At 57.5% G+C, this 16,133-nt stretch carries 15 protein-coding genes; 8 read left to right on the top strand and 7 right to left on the bottom strand.

Features of this window, described 5'->3' with window-relative positions:
* Window positions 1-32: 32 nt before the first annotated feature.
* The 3 genes from ACR3EP_RS06735 to ACR3EP_RS06745 all read left to right on the top strand — a co-directional run bounded on the left by ACR3EP_RS06735 (window position 33) and on the right by ACR3EP_RS06745 (window position 1,760).
* Complete coding sequence (locus ACR3EP_RS06735) at window positions 33-464, top strand: RDD family protein (RefSeq protein WP_170349003.1); 432 nt, start codon at window positions 33-35, stop codon at window positions 462-464.
* 75 nt (window positions 465-539) lie between these two features.
* Window positions 540-1,364, top strand: a complete 825-nt coding sequence (locus ACR3EP_RS06740; RefSeq protein ID WP_480636956.1) for an arginyltransferase — start codon at window positions 540-542, stop codon at window positions 1,362-1,364.
* 6 nt (window positions 1,365-1,370) lie between these two features.
* Window positions 1,371-1,760 (top strand): VOC family protein, encoded by a 390-nt coding sequence (locus ACR3EP_RS06745; protein ID WP_480636958.1) that lies wholly within the window; start codon window positions 1,371-1,373, stop codon window positions 1,758-1,760.
* Between the two features lie 131 nt (window positions 1,761-1,891).
* On the opposite strand, the gene ACR3EP_RS06750 is transcribed toward ACR3EP_RS06745, so the two are convergent.
* The 3 genes from ACR3EP_RS06750 to ACR3EP_RS06760 form a co-directional block, all read right to left on the bottom strand.
* On the bottom strand, window positions 1,892-4,246 hold the full coding sequence (locus ACR3EP_RS06750; protein WP_480636960.1) for a TRAP transporter large permease subunit: 2,355 nt from the start codon (window positions 4,244-4,246) through the stop codon (window positions 1,892-1,894).
* 17 nt (window positions 4,247-4,263) lie between these two features.
* Complete coding sequence (locus ACR3EP_RS06755) at window positions 4,264-5,199, bottom strand: TRAP transporter small permease subunit (protein ID WP_170358909.1); 936 nt, start codon at window positions 5,197-5,199, stop codon at window positions 4,264-4,266.
* A 121-nt stretch (window positions 5,200-5,320) separates the two neighbouring features.
* A complete protein-coding gene (locus tag ACR3EP_RS06760; protein WP_170349008.1) occupies window positions 5,321-6,406 on the bottom strand; it encodes a TRAP transporter substrate-binding protein in 1,086 nt (361 codons plus the stop codon).
* A 231-nt stretch (window positions 6,407-6,637) separates the two neighbouring features.
* Here ACR3EP_RS06760 and ACR3EP_RS06765 point away from each other — a divergent pair, with 231 nt between their 5' ends.
* Window positions 6,638-8,071 carry a cache domain-containing protein gene (locus tag ACR3EP_RS06765; protein ID WP_170349423.1) on the top strand — a complete coding sequence of 478 codons (1,434 nt, stop codon included), beginning with the start codon at window positions 6,638-6,640 and terminating at the stop codon, window positions 8,069-8,071.
* Window positions 8,068-8,715 carry a response regulator transcription factor gene (locus ACR3EP_RS06770; protein ID WP_170349009.1) on the top strand — a complete coding sequence of 216 codons (648 nt, stop codon included), beginning with the start codon at window positions 8,068-8,070 and terminating at the stop codon, window positions 8,713-8,715. The genes ACR3EP_RS06765 and ACR3EP_RS06770 overlap by 4 nt, the downstream gene beginning before the upstream one ends.
* Before the next feature lie 79 nt (window positions 8,716-8,794).
* Here ACR3EP_RS06770 and ACR3EP_RS06775 read toward each other — a convergent pair whose 3' ends face one another.
* Together ACR3EP_RS06775 and ACR3EP_RS06780 are read right to left on the bottom strand one after the other, a co-directional pair.
* A complete protein-coding gene (locus tag ACR3EP_RS06775) occupies window positions 8,795-9,178 on the bottom strand; it encodes a bleomycin resistance protein (protein ID WP_480636962.1) in 384 nt (127 codons plus the stop codon).
* 47 nt (window positions 9,179-9,225) lie between these two features.
* Complete coding sequence (locus ACR3EP_RS06780; RefSeq protein ID WP_480636964.1) at window positions 9,226-10,071, bottom strand: HalD/BesD family halogenase; 846 nt, start codon at window positions 10,069-10,071, stop codon at window positions 9,226-9,228.
* Between the two features lie 425 nt (window positions 10,072-10,496).
* On the opposite strand from ACR3EP_RS06780, the gene ACR3EP_RS06785 reads away from it, so the two are divergent.
* The 3 genes from ACR3EP_RS06785 to ACR3EP_RS06795 all read left to right on the top strand — a co-directional run bounded on the left by ACR3EP_RS06785 (window position 10,497) and on the right by ACR3EP_RS06795 (window position 13,914).
* A complete protein-coding gene (locus ACR3EP_RS06785) occupies window positions 10,497-12,248 on the top strand; it encodes an acetolactate synthase 3 large subunit (RefSeq protein ID WP_480636965.1) in 1,752 nt (583 codons plus the stop codon).
* Window positions 12,249-12,307: 59 nt separating this feature from the next.
* Window positions 12,308-12,868, top strand: a complete 561-nt coding sequence (gene ilvN, locus ACR3EP_RS06790; protein ID WP_170349013.1) for an acetolactate synthase small subunit — start codon at window positions 12,308-12,310, stop codon at window positions 12,866-12,868.
* A 293-nt stretch (window positions 12,869-13,161) separates the two neighbouring features.
* A complete protein-coding gene (locus ACR3EP_RS06795; RefSeq protein WP_226688333.1) occupies window positions 13,162-13,914 on the top strand; it encodes a helix-turn-helix domain-containing protein in 753 nt (250 codons plus the stop codon).
* 2 nt (window positions 13,915-13,916) lie between these two features.
* Here the strand turns inward: ACR3EP_RS06795 and ACR3EP_RS06800 are convergent, their stop codons facing one another.
* Together ACR3EP_RS06800 and ACR3EP_RS06805 are read right to left on the bottom strand one after the other, a co-directional pair.
* Window positions 13,917-14,699: a DUF2189 domain-containing protein gene (locus tag ACR3EP_RS06800; RefSeq protein WP_170349014.1), complete on the bottom strand. Its 783-nt coding sequence runs from the start codon at window positions 14,697-14,699 to the stop codon at window positions 13,917-13,919.
* A gap of 25 nt (window positions 14,700-14,724) precedes the next feature.
* On the bottom strand, window positions 14,725-16,125 hold the full coding sequence (locus ACR3EP_RS06805) for an amidase (RefSeq protein ID WP_480636967.1): 1,401 nt from the start codon (window positions 16,123-16,125) through the stop codon (window positions 14,725-14,727).
* Window positions 16,126-16,133: the final 8 nt, after the last annotated feature.

A 16,133-nucleotide genomic window follows, 5' to 3' on the forward strand; every position in this document is an offset into this window, starting at 1 on the left:
GTAATTTCCGAACAATATCCGGATATTACAACATGACCCACCTGCCCGACCCTGATACCCAGCCTGAGTTCTACCAGTCGGTAGCAACCAAACGCTTTGTCGCGTGGCTGTTTGATATCGCCTTCATTTCGCTGCTGTGCATCGTGCCGGTTTTCCTGACATTTGGCGCGGGGCTGCTGTTTCTGCCCTTGATCTATGGCGTCATCAGCTTTGTGTACCGCGTTGTTACCATCGCCAACGGATCGGCGACACTGGGCATGCGTTTCATGGGCATTGAATTGCGGGACGCATTCGGGTCCCGTCTGGATATGGGCAAAGCCGTGGCCCATACCGCCGGGTATTTCATCAGCATGGCGTTTTTCGTGGTTCAGATCATCTCGGTCATCATGATGCTGACCAGCGCACGTTGTCAGGGCCTGACGGATTCGTTCCTTGGCACGGTCATGATCAACCAGCGGGCTTAAATATCTGCCAATTGAATCACTTGGCGGCTCAGGGAACCGTTGTTATCATCCTGTGTCAGGAAACACGGAACCTTCATGCGACACACGCTGCCCATCGCGCCGCAATTTTATGTGACGGCCCCGCAACCCTGCCCTTACCTTGAGGGCAGGATGGAGCGTAAGCTGTTCACCGCCCTACAGGGCGAAGGTGCCGATCAGCTGAACAATTCCTTGTCGCAACAGGGGTTTCGCCGTTCTCAAAACGTGCTTTATCGCCCATCCTGCACTGATTGCGCAGCCTGTCTGTCGGCCCGCATCGACGTGTCGGCTTTTCGCCCCAGCAAAAGCCAAAAGCGCACGGCCAAACGCAATGCCTACCTACAGCGCCGTGCAAACTCGCCTTGGGCAACTGATGAGCAATACGAACTGTTCCGCCGCTATCTGGACACACGCCACGCCGATGGCGGTATGGCCGATATGGATGTGTTCGAATTCGCTGCAATGATCGAAGAAACTCCGATCCGCAGCCGCGTGGTCGAATATGCCGACCCCGAAAACGGAGAGCTGATCGCCGTCAGCCTGACTGACGTTTTGGATGACGGGCTTAGCATGGTTTATTCCTTCTATGACCCTGAACAGCCGCAAAGCTCTCTGGGAACGTACATGATCCTCGATCACATCGACATCGCTCGCGAGGCTGGCCTGCCCTACGTCTATCTGGGCTACTGGGTACCAGGCAGCCCCAAGATGGGGTACAAGGCGCGGTTTTCAGGGCTCGAAGCCTATATCCAAGGCAATTGGACGCGTATCAACAATCCGTCTGAACTGGCGGACGGCAAGCACCATCCGCTATCCACCGCGCCGATTGCCGAGCAGGTCGCCAGTATTCAACTGCCCGACCGCCACCCGACCAAGGGCTAAACTTCCATGCGCCAAACACTATACGCCGTCACCCTTGTGGTGCCGGATTACGATGCAGCTATTGCGTTCTACACCCAAAAACTCAGCTTCACCCTGACGCAAGACGTTGACCTGGGCGGTGGCAAACGCTGGGTGCAGGTGTCTCCTCCAGGATCAGATAGCGGGTCACTGTTGCTGGCGCAGGCAGACGGTCCAAACCAGATCGCCGCCGTGGGCAATCAGACCGGAGGCCGCGTTGGCTTCTTTCTGCAAACGGATGATTTCGAACGCGATCACGCCGAAATGTTATCCAAAGGCGTCCATTTCGAAGAAAACCCCAGACAAGAACCCTACGGTTGGGTCGCCGTCTGGCGCGATCCGTTCGGAAATCGTTGGGACCTGATTCAGTTCACCTGATCTGCCTTCATCTGGCAAAAAATTTCTCGGGGTTGAATTGGCCGTAGGCCAAGAAGGGGCTGGCCTATTCAACAAACCAAAAAGCAAAGGGGGCCAATTGGCCCCCTTTTCCGTTGGATCACAGTAACCAATCAATTCGGGATCAGATCCGGCACGATGGTCACAATCGACGGGAAGGACCACAGGATACCAATCCCCACCACCTGAATGATGACAAATGGTATGATCCCACGATAGATATGGCCCGTCGTCACCTCTTTCGGTGCAACCCCCCTCAGGTAGAACAACGCAAACCCGAACGGTGGCGTCAGGAACGAGGTCTGCAGGTTCACCGCCACCATGATCGTCACCCATTTCGGATCGAACGACCCGCCATAGATCACCGGGCCCACGATGGGGATCACGATGTAGATGATCTCGAGAAAATCCAACACAAAGCCCAGGATGAACAGCACCAACATCACGATCAGGAAGACCGTGAACTCGTTGTCAAAGCTGCGTAGAAATTGCTGGATGTAATGTTCGCCCCCAAATGAGATTACCACCAGGTTCAACAGCTGCGATCCGATCAGGATGGTAAAGACCATCGATGTCACTTTTGCTGTTTCGCGCACAACCGGGGTTAGAACTCCGCTTGAGAACAGAACCCAGCAGGCAAAGATCAATCCGAACAGCGCATAGAGGTAAGCCGCGTAGGCAAAGATAAAGGCGATCCAGCTTTCGACCGAGACATCGCCTTGATTGATGCGCAGATCGAAATTTATGCCCATCAGCATGCAGATGATGACGGCGAAGGTCGACCAGATGATCACTTTCCCCGAGCGCCCCTGATCCTGCAGTTTGCGATATGCCGCCAGCATGATCGCCCCGCCCGCACCCAGCGCAGCCGCCGGTGTCGGGTTGGTAATGCCGCCAAGGATCGAACCCAGCACCGCGATGATCAGGACAAGCGGTGGAAAGACCACACGGATCAGATCATTTGTGGCACAGCGTTCAGCCGCGAACTTGCAGCCATAGATCGCCAGCGCAAACGGTATCGCCATGATCACGAAGGCCACCCCTGACGAGGTCGTCGGCGCAATCAGCAACACATCCACCAGCACCATCAACAACAGGCCGATGGATCCAATGATCAGTGGTTGTGTGGATTGCGACGGTGCTATGCCGCGACCAAACAGCAAGGTCAGACCCAGCAGCACAACGATAACCGCGACACCAGTACCAATGGGTGCAGTAGCGGCAATCTTGGCCTCCTGCGCAGCGGCCAGTTCTTCTTCAGTCAGGCGCTGAGCCTGAGAAACACCGCCCGCCTCATCCAATGCTTGCTGCTCGACCACGGCCTGATCCCAGGCGGATTGACCGTGCAGATCGATCATCGAGACCTTGCATTCCTCAGATACGTTGGTGCGCAGCGAAGCACCCTCGCCGATATCCGAGAAAGCCGAAACAGTGATGTTCTGGCTGCCGATCACACCTGTGCTGCCCAGCAGAACGGCCCCTACGATCAGTGCGACCGGCGCCCCCAGCAGCCAAGTCAGACCTTCACCGCGGGTGATCGGTTCACCGCCACCGCCGCCCAGTTCCACGGCCGGGGCTTTTTCGGGGTTCATCAACGCATAGCCGAAGGCATAAAGCGCATACAGCAAGGCCAGCATGATCCCCGGCAGCAAGGCCGCCTGGAACAATGTGCCGACCGAGACCACCGCAGGCTCACCCAGATAGGTCAGCGCGTCGGTACACCCGGCCTCAACCGCGCGGGTTTCCTGCGCAGTTGAATACAAATCACCAGCCAGCGTGCCTAGCAGAACGATCACGATAGAAGGCGGGATGATTTGCCCCAACGTCCCCGAGGCCGCGATCACACCGGTTGCCAGTTCAGGCGAGTAGTTGTTTCGCAACATGGTCGGCAGCGCCAGCAAACCCATGGTCACAACGGTCGCGCCCACAATCCCGGTCGAGGCCGCCAGAAACGCGCCCACAACCACGATCGACACGGCCAGACCACCGGGCAACGGGCCAAAAACACGCGCCATTGTGGTCAGCAGATCGTTGGCGATCTTTGAACGCTCCAACGTGATGCCCATCAGGACGAACATCAGCACGGCCAACAGGGTTTCGATGGATTGCCCGGCCAGAACACGTTCGTTGATACGGTTCACAATGAACGAGACGTTGCGGTCCAGCGCAGTTTCCCAGCCAGAGGGGAAGACCGGCTCGCCAATGGTTGGCAATTCCGGGTATCGGAAAACAGATATGGTGTCAGGTTTGACGCCCGAATTCACCAGATCCCGATAGGCCTGCGTGCCCGAGTCGATGGCCTGATGCACCAGCAACCCGGCACTGTCCAATGCCGCGATGATCCCGAATGAGATGATACCAGCCCCACCGATGGCAAAAGCCACCGGGAACCCGGAAAGGATGCCTCCGAAAAGGCAGAAAAATACGATTATGAGGCCTATCTCGACGCCATCAAGTCCGAATAGCATAGTCTTGGTCTCCGTCCTTAATGTACGCCTTCGAAGGCTTCTTCACCCTCGCCAAGGCTGTCTTTGTCGAGGTATTTTCCGGCACTGTCCGGTCCTTCCACGTATTCAAGATACGACCGGTACAGGAATGCTATTGCTTGCAGGAAGACCAGCCCGGCAAAGGCCACCAGCATGATCTTGAACAGGAAATACGCAGTGAAACCGTTGGGGCTGAAGCCGATGGTTTCGACATTCCAGCGCATCGCCTTCGATTTCAGCAGCAGCCGCTCCAGCGTGTCACTGGCCGAGGGTTTTGGCACGATCAGGTGCCGCCACATGAAGTACCAGCCATACATCCAGACCAGCACTGCCAGCGGCATCATGAAGAACACCGAGCCCAGCATGTCGATCACCTTTTTGGTGCCGAACCGTGCCGGGGCATAGAACAGATCAACCCGCACATGCCCGCCCTGCACAAAGGTGTACCCTACACAAAGAGACACCACCAAAGCGTTGTAAAACTTCAACATTTCAGCATACCAACTGATGTCGTATTGCAGCGGAATGCCAAAGGCGATCACGATGTCGGGGCGGGTGAAAATCCGCTGCATGATCACGATGATGATTTGCTGTAGCACCATCAGCAGACCGGCCCAGGCAAAGAAACGGCCCAGCGTGTTGGTGAACCCCTCAAGTCCGCGCACACACCCCCACATGAAGTTATTGCGGACCATGCCGATGATTGTGATAACCAGAAAAACTGCAAAAACGGCAAAGAAGAACTCAACCGATCCGCCATAGTAGACGAAGCGCATGACAGCTTCTTTATCGGACCAATCCAGCCAGAGGCTTGGATGGGTCAGTGCGTAGCCAATGTTGTAGAAGGCTTGGGCCAGATTTTGCAGAACCCAGACAATCCCGCCGCCAACTGCGGCAAGAGCGTCGGTCAGACCAACCGAGCTGCTGTCGTCCATGATGTCCCTCACTCAGCTGAATATCTGTGACTTTCACCTTAGCAGGGGTCGCAGGATTCAGAGAATATGTATTGAAAAGAGGCCCCACTTTCGTGAGGCCTCTGAGATTTCCGGCGCCTACTTAGCCACCCAGAACGCGAACGCGCTGCTGGACGTAGTATCCATCCGACTTGTTGATCCACGAGGCCGACGTCGCCAGCGACTCTTCGAACGAACCGCGGATATTGGCAAACAACTCGTCATTCATGTTCTCGTCCATGACCTCGGCGGATGCCTGGCCAAACGCGTCCCAGACGTCGTCCGAGAATTGCAGCGTTTTAACGCCCTGCGATTGCAGACGCGCCAGTGCGGCACCGTTGTTGGCCAGCGTTTCAGCCAACTGATAGTGGGTTGTGGCCATCGACGCATAGCGCAGGATCGCCTGCTGTGCCGGTGTCAGGTCATTCCAGACATCCAGGTTGACCGATGCGGCCAGACCCGAGCCCGGCTCATGGAAACCCGCGGTGTAGTAGACCTTGGCAACTTCCTGGAAGCCGGCGCGTTCGTCCGCCATCGGGCCAACCCACTCCAGACCGTCCAGCGCACCCGAAGACAGCGCCTGATACAGTTCGCCGCCGGGGATGTTCTGAACCGAGGCGCCCAGTTTGCCCAGCACCTTGCCACCCAGACCGGGCATACGGAACTTCAGACCGTTGAAGTCTGCGGCCGAGTTAATCTCGTTACGGAACCAGCCACCGGACTGCGAGCCCGAGTTACCGGCCAGCAGGCCCTTGAGGTTAAAGATCTGACCCAGCTCGTCGTGCAGCTCTTCGCCGCCGCCATGGTAGTACCAGTTGGTCAGTTCCTGCGCGGTACCACCAAACGGCACAGCGGTGAAATAAGCGTAACCGGGGTGCTGACCGATAAAGTAGTAGTCGGCCGAGTGGTACATGTCAGCCTGGCCCGACGACACGGCGTCGAACACTTCCAGCGCGCCCACCAGTTCACCCGGGGCCTTCTTGTCGATGGTCAGCTGACCGTCGGACATCTCGCCGACCATCTGCTCCATATAGCTGGCTGCGTCATCCAGAACGGCAAAGCCACGCGGCCATGATGTCACCATCGTCAGGGTCCGCTTGCCCTGCGCATATGCCGGTGCTGCCAGCGCGGTAGCTGCGGCCGCGCTGCTGCCTAGTGCCGTGGTTTTCAAAAATGAACGACGATCCATATAGTCAGTCCTCCCAAAGTCATGGTCTGCCTCTTGGGGCAGTTGATCGTTGTCGATGGGGCGGATCATATCCATGCAATTGAAGATGAAAATACCTACTACTACGTAGAAACGGTCATTCGTTGGGTCAAACCGCTGGATTCACCGCGATTTTTTACTCGGCACCTACCTATTCCCGGCATTGAACGGTCCGACTTTGCTTTTTTTGTGAAATTTGCCTATCGCAGAGATATGGGGAGATTCCGCAACGTCTTTAGACCGAATTACGCGCAAAAGCTGTCGCTGCTGGCAACACTGCCGCTGATTGTGGCCGTGGCGGCAATTGCCATTCTCGTCGCCCATCAGTCGCGCAAACTGGCCGAACGTGAAATCGATCAGCTTGAGGCACAGCTGATCGAAGCCAAAAAGGCCGAACTGCGCAACTATGTCACCCAAGCTCGCAACGGATTTTACTTTGTCTACGGCTCGGCCCAACCCGATGATCAGGCGGCCAAGGATCAGGTCGCGCAAATCCTGTCGGCAATGATCTACGGCGATGACGGGTTCTTTTTTGTCTATGACTATGACGGTACCAATCTGGTTAGCCCGCGCCAAACCGACCTGATCAACAAGAACTGGAGCGGCCTGACCGACAGTGAGGGCACACCAGTCGTGGACGAACTGATCCGGATCGCCCGACAAGGTGCGGGGTATCACACCTATCTGTGGCCCAAACCTTCGACCGGGGAAGAGGCACAGATGATCACCTACGTCACCAGCTTTCCCAGCTGGCAGTGGGCTGTGGGAACCGGGGTGTTCATTGACGACGTTGTCGCATCGATCGCCGCCGCCCGGGCCGAGGTCGAGGCCCGTGTGCGCCGGACATTCTATTATATCGGCGGTATTACTTTGGCGGCAGTGCTGGTCGTTTTTGCATCCGGCATGCTCCTGAATTTCCGAGAACGACGGCTGGCGGATGCCAAGCTGAAGGAACTGACGCAACGGGTTCTCGACGCGCAAGAGGAAGAGCGGGGCCGAGTGGCGCGCGAACTGCATGACGGGATCAGCCAGATACTCGTCGGTGTACGCTACGCGCTGGACAATGCCCGGCGGCGGCTTGCGCGGGGCGATGATGACGGGGCCCACGCCCCATTGGACAAGGGGATCGAGCATCTCGGCACCGCAATCACCGAGGTGCGCCGCATCAGCCGCGATTTGCGCCCAGGTGTGCTGGACGATCTGGGCCTTGGCCCCGCAGTGAAGGCGCTGACCGACGATTTCCGCGAGCGTACGGGGATTGAGACCGAATTCTCGACCGTCGTGTTTCGAAACCGTTTGGATCAGGACGCCAAGATCGCCCTTTACCGTATCGCACAAGAAGCCCTGACAAATATCGAACGCCACGCCGACGCAACGCATGTTACAATTGATCTGCGCGGTCACAAAAAGGGTGCCACAATGCGCATCACCGACAATGGTCGCGGCCTGCCCCGCGAGGCTGAAGGCGTCAGCACCGGGATCGGGCTGCGCAACATGCAGGAACGCATCGAACAGCTTGACGGATCACTGCGTATTCTGTCATCACGCAGCCCGCACGGCGGCACCGTGATCGAGGTTACCCTGCCGCTTAGCCACTTGCTTCCGCCGCAGGAAGACGCAACTCCGAACCGAAAGGCCGGTACATGAGCGCACAGTCGATCCGGGTCCTGATCGTGGATGACCACCCGATGGTGGCTGAAGGGATTCAGTCGATCCTTGAAAGCTATCCCGACATCGAAGTGGTCTGCACACTTGGCACCGGGCAAGAGGCCGTCGATCAGGTAGCCGATCTGTCCCCCGATGTGATCCTGATGGATCTGAACATGCCTGGCCTAGGCGGGCTCAGCGCCACCGAGATGATTTTGGAGCGCCTGCCCGAGACCCGCATCCTGATACTGTCGATGCATGACAGCCCCGAATATATTTCGACCGCACTGAACCACGGCGCCAAGGGTTATGTCCTCAAAGACGTACCGACGGATGAGATCAAACAGGCCATCGACGCGGTGATGCGCGGCGAGCAGTACCTTTGCACCGGTGCCAGCGGGTCGCTGCAGCCCAAACAAGACAGCGCGCGTGAGGCGCTGACCGGCCGTGAACAGACCATCCTGCTGGAACTGGCGCAGGGAAAGTCCAACAAAGAGGTGGCGCAGACCTTGGAAATCTCTGTGCGCACGGTGGAAACTCACCGCAAGAACATCAAACGCAAACTGGGTATCTCATCCACTGCGGGTCTGACCCGATACGCGCTGGAACACGGAGTCTTGCAAGGCACCAGCCCCGGTTTCTAAGCACACCCGCGGCGCGCAGCGCTGCTCGGCCCAACCGGCGGAGATAAGCCGCAGGCGTATCGACAACGGGCGGGAGGGCCTACCCCCTCGGGCTGATATCCTGTCCAAAGAATACCAACGTCCCGTCTTCGTCGATAACGTGAAACTCGCGCTGCAGATAGGGTTGATCAAACGGCGGGCGCACGCGCCCTTCGGGTAGATCAGCCAATCCCGGCAGCAAGCTGTCGTACAAATCGTCGATTTCGTCGACGTCTATGTAAAACGACTGATCTCCTCCCAACGGGCGACCATCATCGCGCGGCGGGCATTCCAATAGCCGAATGGCCACGGACCCCAATGACAAAAAAGCGTAATTGTCCTGCCGAAACCCGCAAGAAAATCCCAAACGATCGCAATAGAAATCAATCTGCTTCTGCAGGGAGGAACACAGAACAAATGGCGTAAGCTGTATAATCTTAGGCATCGGACCCTCCGGTCGCTGAAAACCTCTTTATTTTAACCCCAGATTTTTCAGTCCAGCAATTGATCCTTTCGCATCCCTTCTCGCGCATGATGATGCGGTAACACACGCCCATAAAGTTGTCGTGTGCGTTCAACCCCGCCGCACATCCCTTCGGCTTCAACGAACGAGAAAATCCCAACATATCGGGTGCGCGCACCCGTAACTGGCGCCACCCTATGCAGCGCGTACCGTCCCTTGAAAATCTGTAGGTCCCCCGGTTGCAACTCCAGCTCTCGCACCCGTGCCCTGTCTCCGTCCAGAACCGAGGCCACGGACTTGAAGTTTTCATCCTCGGCCGTGCGCAGGTTCGGCACATATTCAAAGGTGCCCCCGATTTCTCCATTCTGAATGGCCAGCGTAACGGTGTAGTTGTTGGTGTCGAAATGCCAGGGAAAGCCCTGCCCCTCTTCGACCACGTTAATGATCACATCTGCCAGCGGATCATCATAGCGAAAGAACCGATCCTCGGGCTCGTCCAATGCGTCACGGACAAAAGGCATGAACCATTCATATTCGTAAATCCGCCGCAAAGGACCCGACGTGGGGAAATTATCTGCGGGAACAAAGGCGTTTGAGCGGTCATAAAAACGGCGTATCGGATGCCCGATCCCAAAGCGCGGATCATCCTTGGTGAAATAGGCGTTGGTCCTGTTGAAAGAGCGATGCGCTTGTGGGGCAACCTCATCCGCCTCGCGCACCAGCAACTCCAAACCGTCCTCATGCACAAATCCTGGCAGAACCGCGCAGCCGTCTTGATCAAGTTCTTTCCGCACATCTGCAATCGTCTGATCATAGCCCCGCGACCCGGGCCGATCGATCGGATACCGCCCTAGATCTATGAGGTCCTGCAACATTCTTCGCCTCCCTTATCTGTTCAACTGAGACCAGCGTGCCGCACAGAACCGGGTCGCTCATGTCAAATTTGGACATTGCCTTGACGCTTTCAGACCTGCCATTTGCCAGCCCAAATCATCATGAGCGGGCAAAAATTCGCGGAAATTCCCAACCTGCGGCAATCTGCGCAATAAAATGTCGCAAAATCTGCATCTCAGGTTACAAAATTGGTACGATTGCCTGTTGACGCCCCTTTCGCCCGCCCATAATGTCCCTGCCAAGCTGAAAAGGAGCCTCTGGCGATGAAAGCGCTAGTCGTAATCGTAGGAAACACGCGCATGGGCCGGTAACGGTAAACCATAATCGAACCCATGCGCCTCCGAAAAATCTCGGGGGCTTTTTTTATGCTAAACGCAAGACACATGTCGCGAACGGAGCAAAGCAGATGACACGTGAGATGACCGGCGCAAAGATGGTGGTTCAGGCCCTCAAGGATCAGGGCGTGGACACGGTATTCGGATACCCCGGTGGCGCCGTGCTACCGATCTATGATGAGATCTTTCTGCAAAACGACATTCGGCACGTTCTGGTGCGCCACGAACAGGGCGCGGTTCACGCCGCCGAAGGATATGCGCGATCAACCGGCAAGCCTGGCGTCGCGCTGGTGACATCCGGCCCCGGCGCCACTAACGCGGTGACCGGCCTGACCGATGCGTTGCTGGATTCGATCCCGATTGTGGTTCTGACCGGGCAGGTTCCGACCTTCATGATCGGCTCGGACGCCTTTCAAGAGGCCGACACAGTCGGTATCACCCGCCCTTGCACCAAGCATAACTGGCTGGTGAAGGACACGGATTCGCTGTCTGAGACGATGCATGAGGCATTTCACGTCGCCATCTCGGGCCGCCCCGGGCCGGTGCTGGTCGATATTCCCAAAGACGTTCAGTTTGCCTCGGGTGAGTATACCGCGCCAAAGCCGTCAACATCGCACTACCAGCCGGTCCTCAAGGGCGATCTGGAAGAGATCACCGAACTGGTTGCGGCAATCGAGACCGCGAAGAAGCCAGTCTTTTACACTGGCGGCGGCGTCATCAACTCGGGCCCTGCTGCCAGCCAATTGCTGCGCGAATTGGTTGATGCGACGGGCTTTCCGGTCACCTCGACCCTGATGGGTCTGGGCGCTTATCCGGCGTCGGGTGAAAACTGGCTGGGCATGCTGGGGATGCACGGCCTGTACGAGGCCAACCTGGCGATGCATGACTGCGATCTGATGATCAATGTCGGCGCACGGTTCGACGACCGGATCACCGGGCGGATTGATGCATTCTCGCCGAACTCGAAAAAAGCGCATATCGACATTGATCCGTCATCGATCAACAAGGTGATCCGCGTGGACATCCCGATTGTCGGTGATGTGGCACATGTGCTTGAGGATATCCTCAAGGTCTGGAAATCGCGCGGCCGCAAGACCGATGCGGCCGCCGTCAAGAAGTGGCAGGCCCAGATAAGCGACTGGCGCAAGGTGAATTGCCTGGCGTTCACCAACAGCGAAAAGACCATCAAACCGCAATATGCGCTGCAACGCCTTGAAGAGCTGACCAAAAAGCACGACCGCTACATCACGACCGAGGTTGGTCAGCATCAAATGTGGGCCGCGCAGTATCTTGGGTTCGAAGACCCCAACCGCTGGATGACCTCGGGTGGTCTGGGCACTATGGGCTATGGCTTCCCGGCCTCTGTTGGGGTGCAGATGGCGCATCCGGACGCGCTGGTGATCAACGTGGCCGGTGAGGCGTCGTGGCTGATGAACATGCAGGAAATGGGCACGGCCGTTCAGTACCGCCTGCCCGTGAAACAGTTCATCCTGAACAATGAACGCCTTGGCATGGTTCGTCAGTGGCAGGAACTTCTGCATGGCGAGCGGTATTCGCATTCGTGGTCCGAGGCCCTGCCCGATTTCGTCAAACTTGCCGAGGCATTCGGCGCCAAAGGCATCCTGTGTTCTGACCCTGCCGATCTGGATGACGCGATCATGGAGATGATCGACTATGACGGTCCGGTGATTTTTGACTGTCTGGTGGAAAAGCACGAGAACTGCTTCCCCATGATCCCGTCAGGAAAGGCACATAACGAGATGTTGCTGGGCGAGGCCGAAACACAGGGCGTGATCGATTCCAAAGGCTCGGTTCTGGTTTGACGAAATTTGTTGGGCGCGGCGGAGCGCCCAACACCACAAGAATGATGAAAGGGACGTAAATGTCTGCCCTACATATCAAAAAAGGCTCTACCCGCCATTCGGCCTATAACCTACGCCCGACCTTTTCGGACGTGCAGGAGCGCCACACGATTGCGGTTCTGGTCGAAAACGAACCCGGTGTCTTGGCCCGTGTGATCGGGTTGTTCTCGGGCCGTGGTTACAACATCGAAAGCCTCACCGTAGCCGAGGTCGATCACACCGGGCATCTGAGCCGTATCACCATCGTCACCACCGGTACGCCGCAGGTGATCGAGCAGATCAAGGCGCAGCTGGGTCGTATCGTCACCGTTCACGACGTGCATGATTTGACCGTCGAAGGCGACGCGGTCGAGCGGGAGCTGGCGATCATCAAAGTGGTTGGCGCAGGCGACAAACGGGTCGAGGCGTTGCGTCTGGCCGACATCTTCCGCGCCAATGTGGTCGACAGCACGCTGAACTCGTTCATCTTTGAAATCACCGGCGCACCGGACAAGATCGACGCCTTTGCCGATCTGATGCGCCCGCTGGGTCTGGTCGAAGTGGCCCGCACCGGTGTCGCGGCCCTGTTGCGCGGCGAATGAACTTTGCCCCACCCGGTCGGGCCGTTCGATAAGGGTGGGGAAACTTCGGTTTGATTTGTTTACCTTTAGGCTAAATCTGGCCGAGTGCCGGTTTTTTGTGCAAAACAGCCCGAAAAGACCACACAAAACAAGATAAAGCCTATTGCGTTTGTAAGATTGGACGTTAGCCTCTCGGTGTGACGTGGCGTTGGGATGCGCCCGTTCGTGTCATCTGTACGATATGTGCGTTATGTCGACCGTCAGGTCGAACATGTTGCGTACTATAAAACAAGTCGCGAGAACCTGGGACACCTATGACCAAAGACATCCGTAATCCGGACGAATTGCGCAGGATGTTCGGCGCCAATCTCAGGCAACTTGCGCAGCAATATACATCAGTATCAGAACTTTGCCGACAATTGGGCGTCAACCGGACGCAATTCAACCGATACCTTGGTGGCGAGAGTTTTCCAAGACCTGACGTACTTGACCGGATTTGCCGGTTTTTCGAAGTGGACGCCCGTATTCTGCTGCGCCCGCTGGACGAGATCGACCGCTCTCCGACACATCCCGCAGCGTCTGCCCTTACAGATTTTCTGGGCTCGGGCCCCACAACACTGACCGAGAACCTGTTTCCGGCGGGGTTCTACTATGCGACGGAGACCGAACTGGATGATCCTAAGCCCTCGCGTCATCGGTTGATTCACGCACGCCGGTTGCCGCAATGCACGCTGGTGCGTGGTTATGAGCCGCGCCCTGGCATGCCGAGCGCCGCTCCGACAGAACGTGAAGTGCAAGGCATCGCCGCCTGTGCTGGCCGGCAGATTTATATCCTGATGTCCAGCCGAGCCTCGCAAAACAGCCGTATTTATCTGGTGACGCGCGGGACCGATGAGCATTCGGACCGGTGGCGCGGCGTGGCAATCTGCTTGTCCAGAACGACCGCCAGCGAGACAACCACCCGGCGCATTCTACTGCGTCATCTGGGCGAAGACCCTTCGGCCGTTCTGGCAGCGGCGCGAACCGCCCGCCGTGCAGAACGCTCGCTTCAGCAAGCGGCAAGCTGACGTCACGCAGCGTTTTCGCCCGACGCTTGAGTGATCAGCCGATATAAATGCCAGCTGGCATGCCCCAACAACGGCAGCACAAAAAACAAGCCCAAAAACCACGGAATCATGGCTAGAAAAGTCAGGATGGCGATAAAGATTCCCCACAACAACATGACGCTGAAATGATCACGGACATAGCTGAAACTGGCGATCATAGCGGTCACGAAATCCAGCTCTCGGTCCAACAGCATGGGGATGGAAAGTACGGTGATCATATAAAGCACCGTCGCAAACACAGCGCCCACAACGCTTCCCACAGCCAACATCGTCAACCCGTTGGCGGTCAAATACACCTCTAACGAGGTCGACACGTTTGTCATCGTCGACAACCCCATGAACAGGGCAAAGATCATATGGCCCAGAAAGAACCAGAATAAAAACATCACCACAATAATCGCGCATATCGAGGGCAACTGACGGCGCCCCTGCTGCACCACCACTCCGAAAATAGACTTGAATTCCAAGGTCTCACCCTGCTCCAGCCTGTGCGAGACTTCATACATCCCCACCGCCGCAAAGGGCCCCAGCAAAGGAAACCCGATAGCAGCCAGAACCAACCAGTACGACGTGCCCGTCTGCAAGGTGATCCAGGCCATGAACCAACCGGCCAGCACGTAAAACCCCGCAAACAGAAGCCCAAAAACCGGAGCCCGACGAAAGTCTGTCCAGGCCCGGCGCAGGGCTTCGCGCAACATCCCCAAATTCACCGGCCCCATTTCCGGAACACCAAATGGCTTGTCCATGTTCTGTCCTCCTCCCTTGCCGACCCTACGGTTGGGCCGGTCGTTTTTGCGGCCACATGGTGGCGGCGTGATAGGCTGCGCCAATCGACAGCATGCGGGCGTCGGAGCCGCGTGGACCAAACACCTGAATTCCCATCGGTAATCCGTTGGCTCCAAAACCCGCCGGTACTGACAGGCAGGGCAAGCCGATCAGGCTGACTGGCACCATGACCTCCATCCACCGATGATAGGTATCCATCCCTCGCCCCGCAATTTCCGTTGGGTATGGCGTCTCAATCTCAAAGGGCCAAACCTGCGCAGACGGCAACACCATGGCATCATAATCACGCATCAACTCTGCCAGGCATCGAAACCATTCGGACCGGATGACGCTGGCTTCATGCACTTGCATCGCCGTCAGAGTCTGCCCTCGGTCCAACTCCCATTGCGCCGTGTCTTTCAACACCTCACGTTGATCTGCAAGCGGCGCTAGGCTTGCGGCCACGCTCCAGGATCGCAGGGTTATCCAACTCTCCCAAAGGCGCTCAGCCTCAAATGGCGGCGCAACGGGGATGACCTCGGCCCCCAGCTGAGTGAACACATTCAAAGCACTTTCACATTGCGCGTGTATGCCATCCTCAAATGGATAAGCCCCTCCCCAGTCATCCAGCCACCCAATCCGCACGCCGCGCATGTCTGCCGCCTGCACCGGCGACACTACGGGGGTGGCCCCACCAAACGGCTGCCGCACATCCGGCCCTGAGATCACGTCCAGCAACAGGCCAAGATCCTCGGGGCTGCGCGCCATCGGGCCAAGCGTGGACAGCTGATGCAGAAAGCCATCACCTGCCGGTTCCGACGGCACCCGCCCCCAGCTTGGCCGAAACCCGTAAACATTGTTCCAGGCCGCCGGGTTGCGTAGGCTGCCCATCGCGTCTGACCCATCCGCAAGCGCCACCATCCCGGTCGCCAGCGCCACCGCCGCGCCGCCGGATGACCCGCCGCAGGTCCGGGCCGGATTATAAGGGTTCGTCGTCGCGCCATGGACCGGATTAAAAGTATGGGACCCCAGCCCGAATTCGGGAACATTGGTCTTGCCGATCAGGATCGCTCCGGCCGCCCGCATCCGCGCGGCAATCAGATCATCCCTTTGCGCAACGTGATCCCTAAAAATCGGAGATCCCTGCGATGTTACGATCCCCGCCACGTTCACCAGATCTTTGACCGCAATCGGCAGTCCATGCAGGGGGCCACGGATTGGACCAGCATCCAAAGCGCGGGCCTCGGCCATCAAATCATCCCGCTCGCGCAAAGCCACAATGGCGTTCGCGGCCTCGTTGACCTCGCCAATCCGCTCCAGCGTTTGCTGCATCACCTCTTGCGCCGACACCTGCCGGTCCGTCAGCGCGTTCAACAGGTCACTTGCAGTTGCTTGGCTCAGATTCATCCCAGGCT

It is taken from the genome of Ruegeria sp. BB10 (genome assembly GCF_056535725.1).

Coding starts and splice junctions, on each gene's coding strand:
- ACR3EP_RS06735 (WP_170349003.1), top strand. CDS start 33: ATGACCCACCTGCCCGACCCTGATACCCAGCCTGAGTTCTACCAGTCG.
- ACR3EP_RS06740 (WP_480636956.1), top strand. CDS start 540: ATGCGACACACGCTGCCCATCGCGCCGCAATTTTATGTGACGGCCCCG.
- ACR3EP_RS06745 (WP_480636958.1), top strand. CDS start 1,371: ATGCGCCAAACACTATACGCCGTCACCCTTGTGGTGCCGGATTACGAT.
- ACR3EP_RS06750 (WP_480636960.1), bottom strand. CDS start 4,246: ATGCTATTCGGACTTGATGGCGTCGAGATAGGCCTCATAATCGTATTT.
- ACR3EP_RS06755 (WP_170358909.1), bottom strand. CDS start 5,199: ATGGACGACAGCAGCTCGGTTGGTCTGACCGACGCTCTTGCCGCAGTT.
- ACR3EP_RS06760 (WP_170349008.1), bottom strand. CDS start 6,406: ATGGATCGTCGTTCATTTTTGAAAACCACGGCACTAGGCAGCAGCGCG.
- ACR3EP_RS06765 (WP_170349423.1), top strand. CDS start 6,638: ATGGGGAGATTCCGCAACGTCTTTAGACCGAATTACGCGCAAAAGCTG.
- ACR3EP_RS06770 (WP_170349009.1), top strand. CDS start 8,068: ATGAGCGCACAGTCGATCCGGGTCCTGATCGTGGATGACCACCCGATG.
- ACR3EP_RS06775 (WP_480636962.1), bottom strand. CDS start 9,178: ATGCCTAAGATTATACAGCTTACGCCATTTGTTCTGTGTTCCTCCCTG.
- ACR3EP_RS06780 (WP_480636964.1), bottom strand. CDS start 10,071: ATGTTGCAGGACCTCATAGATCTAGGGCGGTATCCGATCGATCGGCCC.
- ACR3EP_RS06785 (WP_480636965.1), top strand. CDS start 10,497: ATGACACGTGAGATGACCGGCGCAAAGATGGTGGTTCAGGCCCTCAAG.
- ilvN (WP_170349013.1), top strand. CDS start 12,308: ATGTCTGCCCTACATATCAAAAAAGGCTCTACCCGCCATTCGGCCTAT.
- ACR3EP_RS06795 (WP_226688333.1), top strand. CDS start 13,162: ATGACCAAAGACATCCGTAATCCGGACGAATTGCGCAGGATGTTCGGC.
- ACR3EP_RS06800 (WP_170349014.1), bottom strand. CDS start 14,699: ATGGACAAGCCATTTGGTGTTCCGGAAATGGGGCCGGTGAATTTGGGG.
- ACR3EP_RS06805 (WP_480636967.1), bottom strand. CDS start 16,125: ATGAATCTGAGCCAAGCAACTGCAAGTGACCTGTTGAACGCGCTGACG.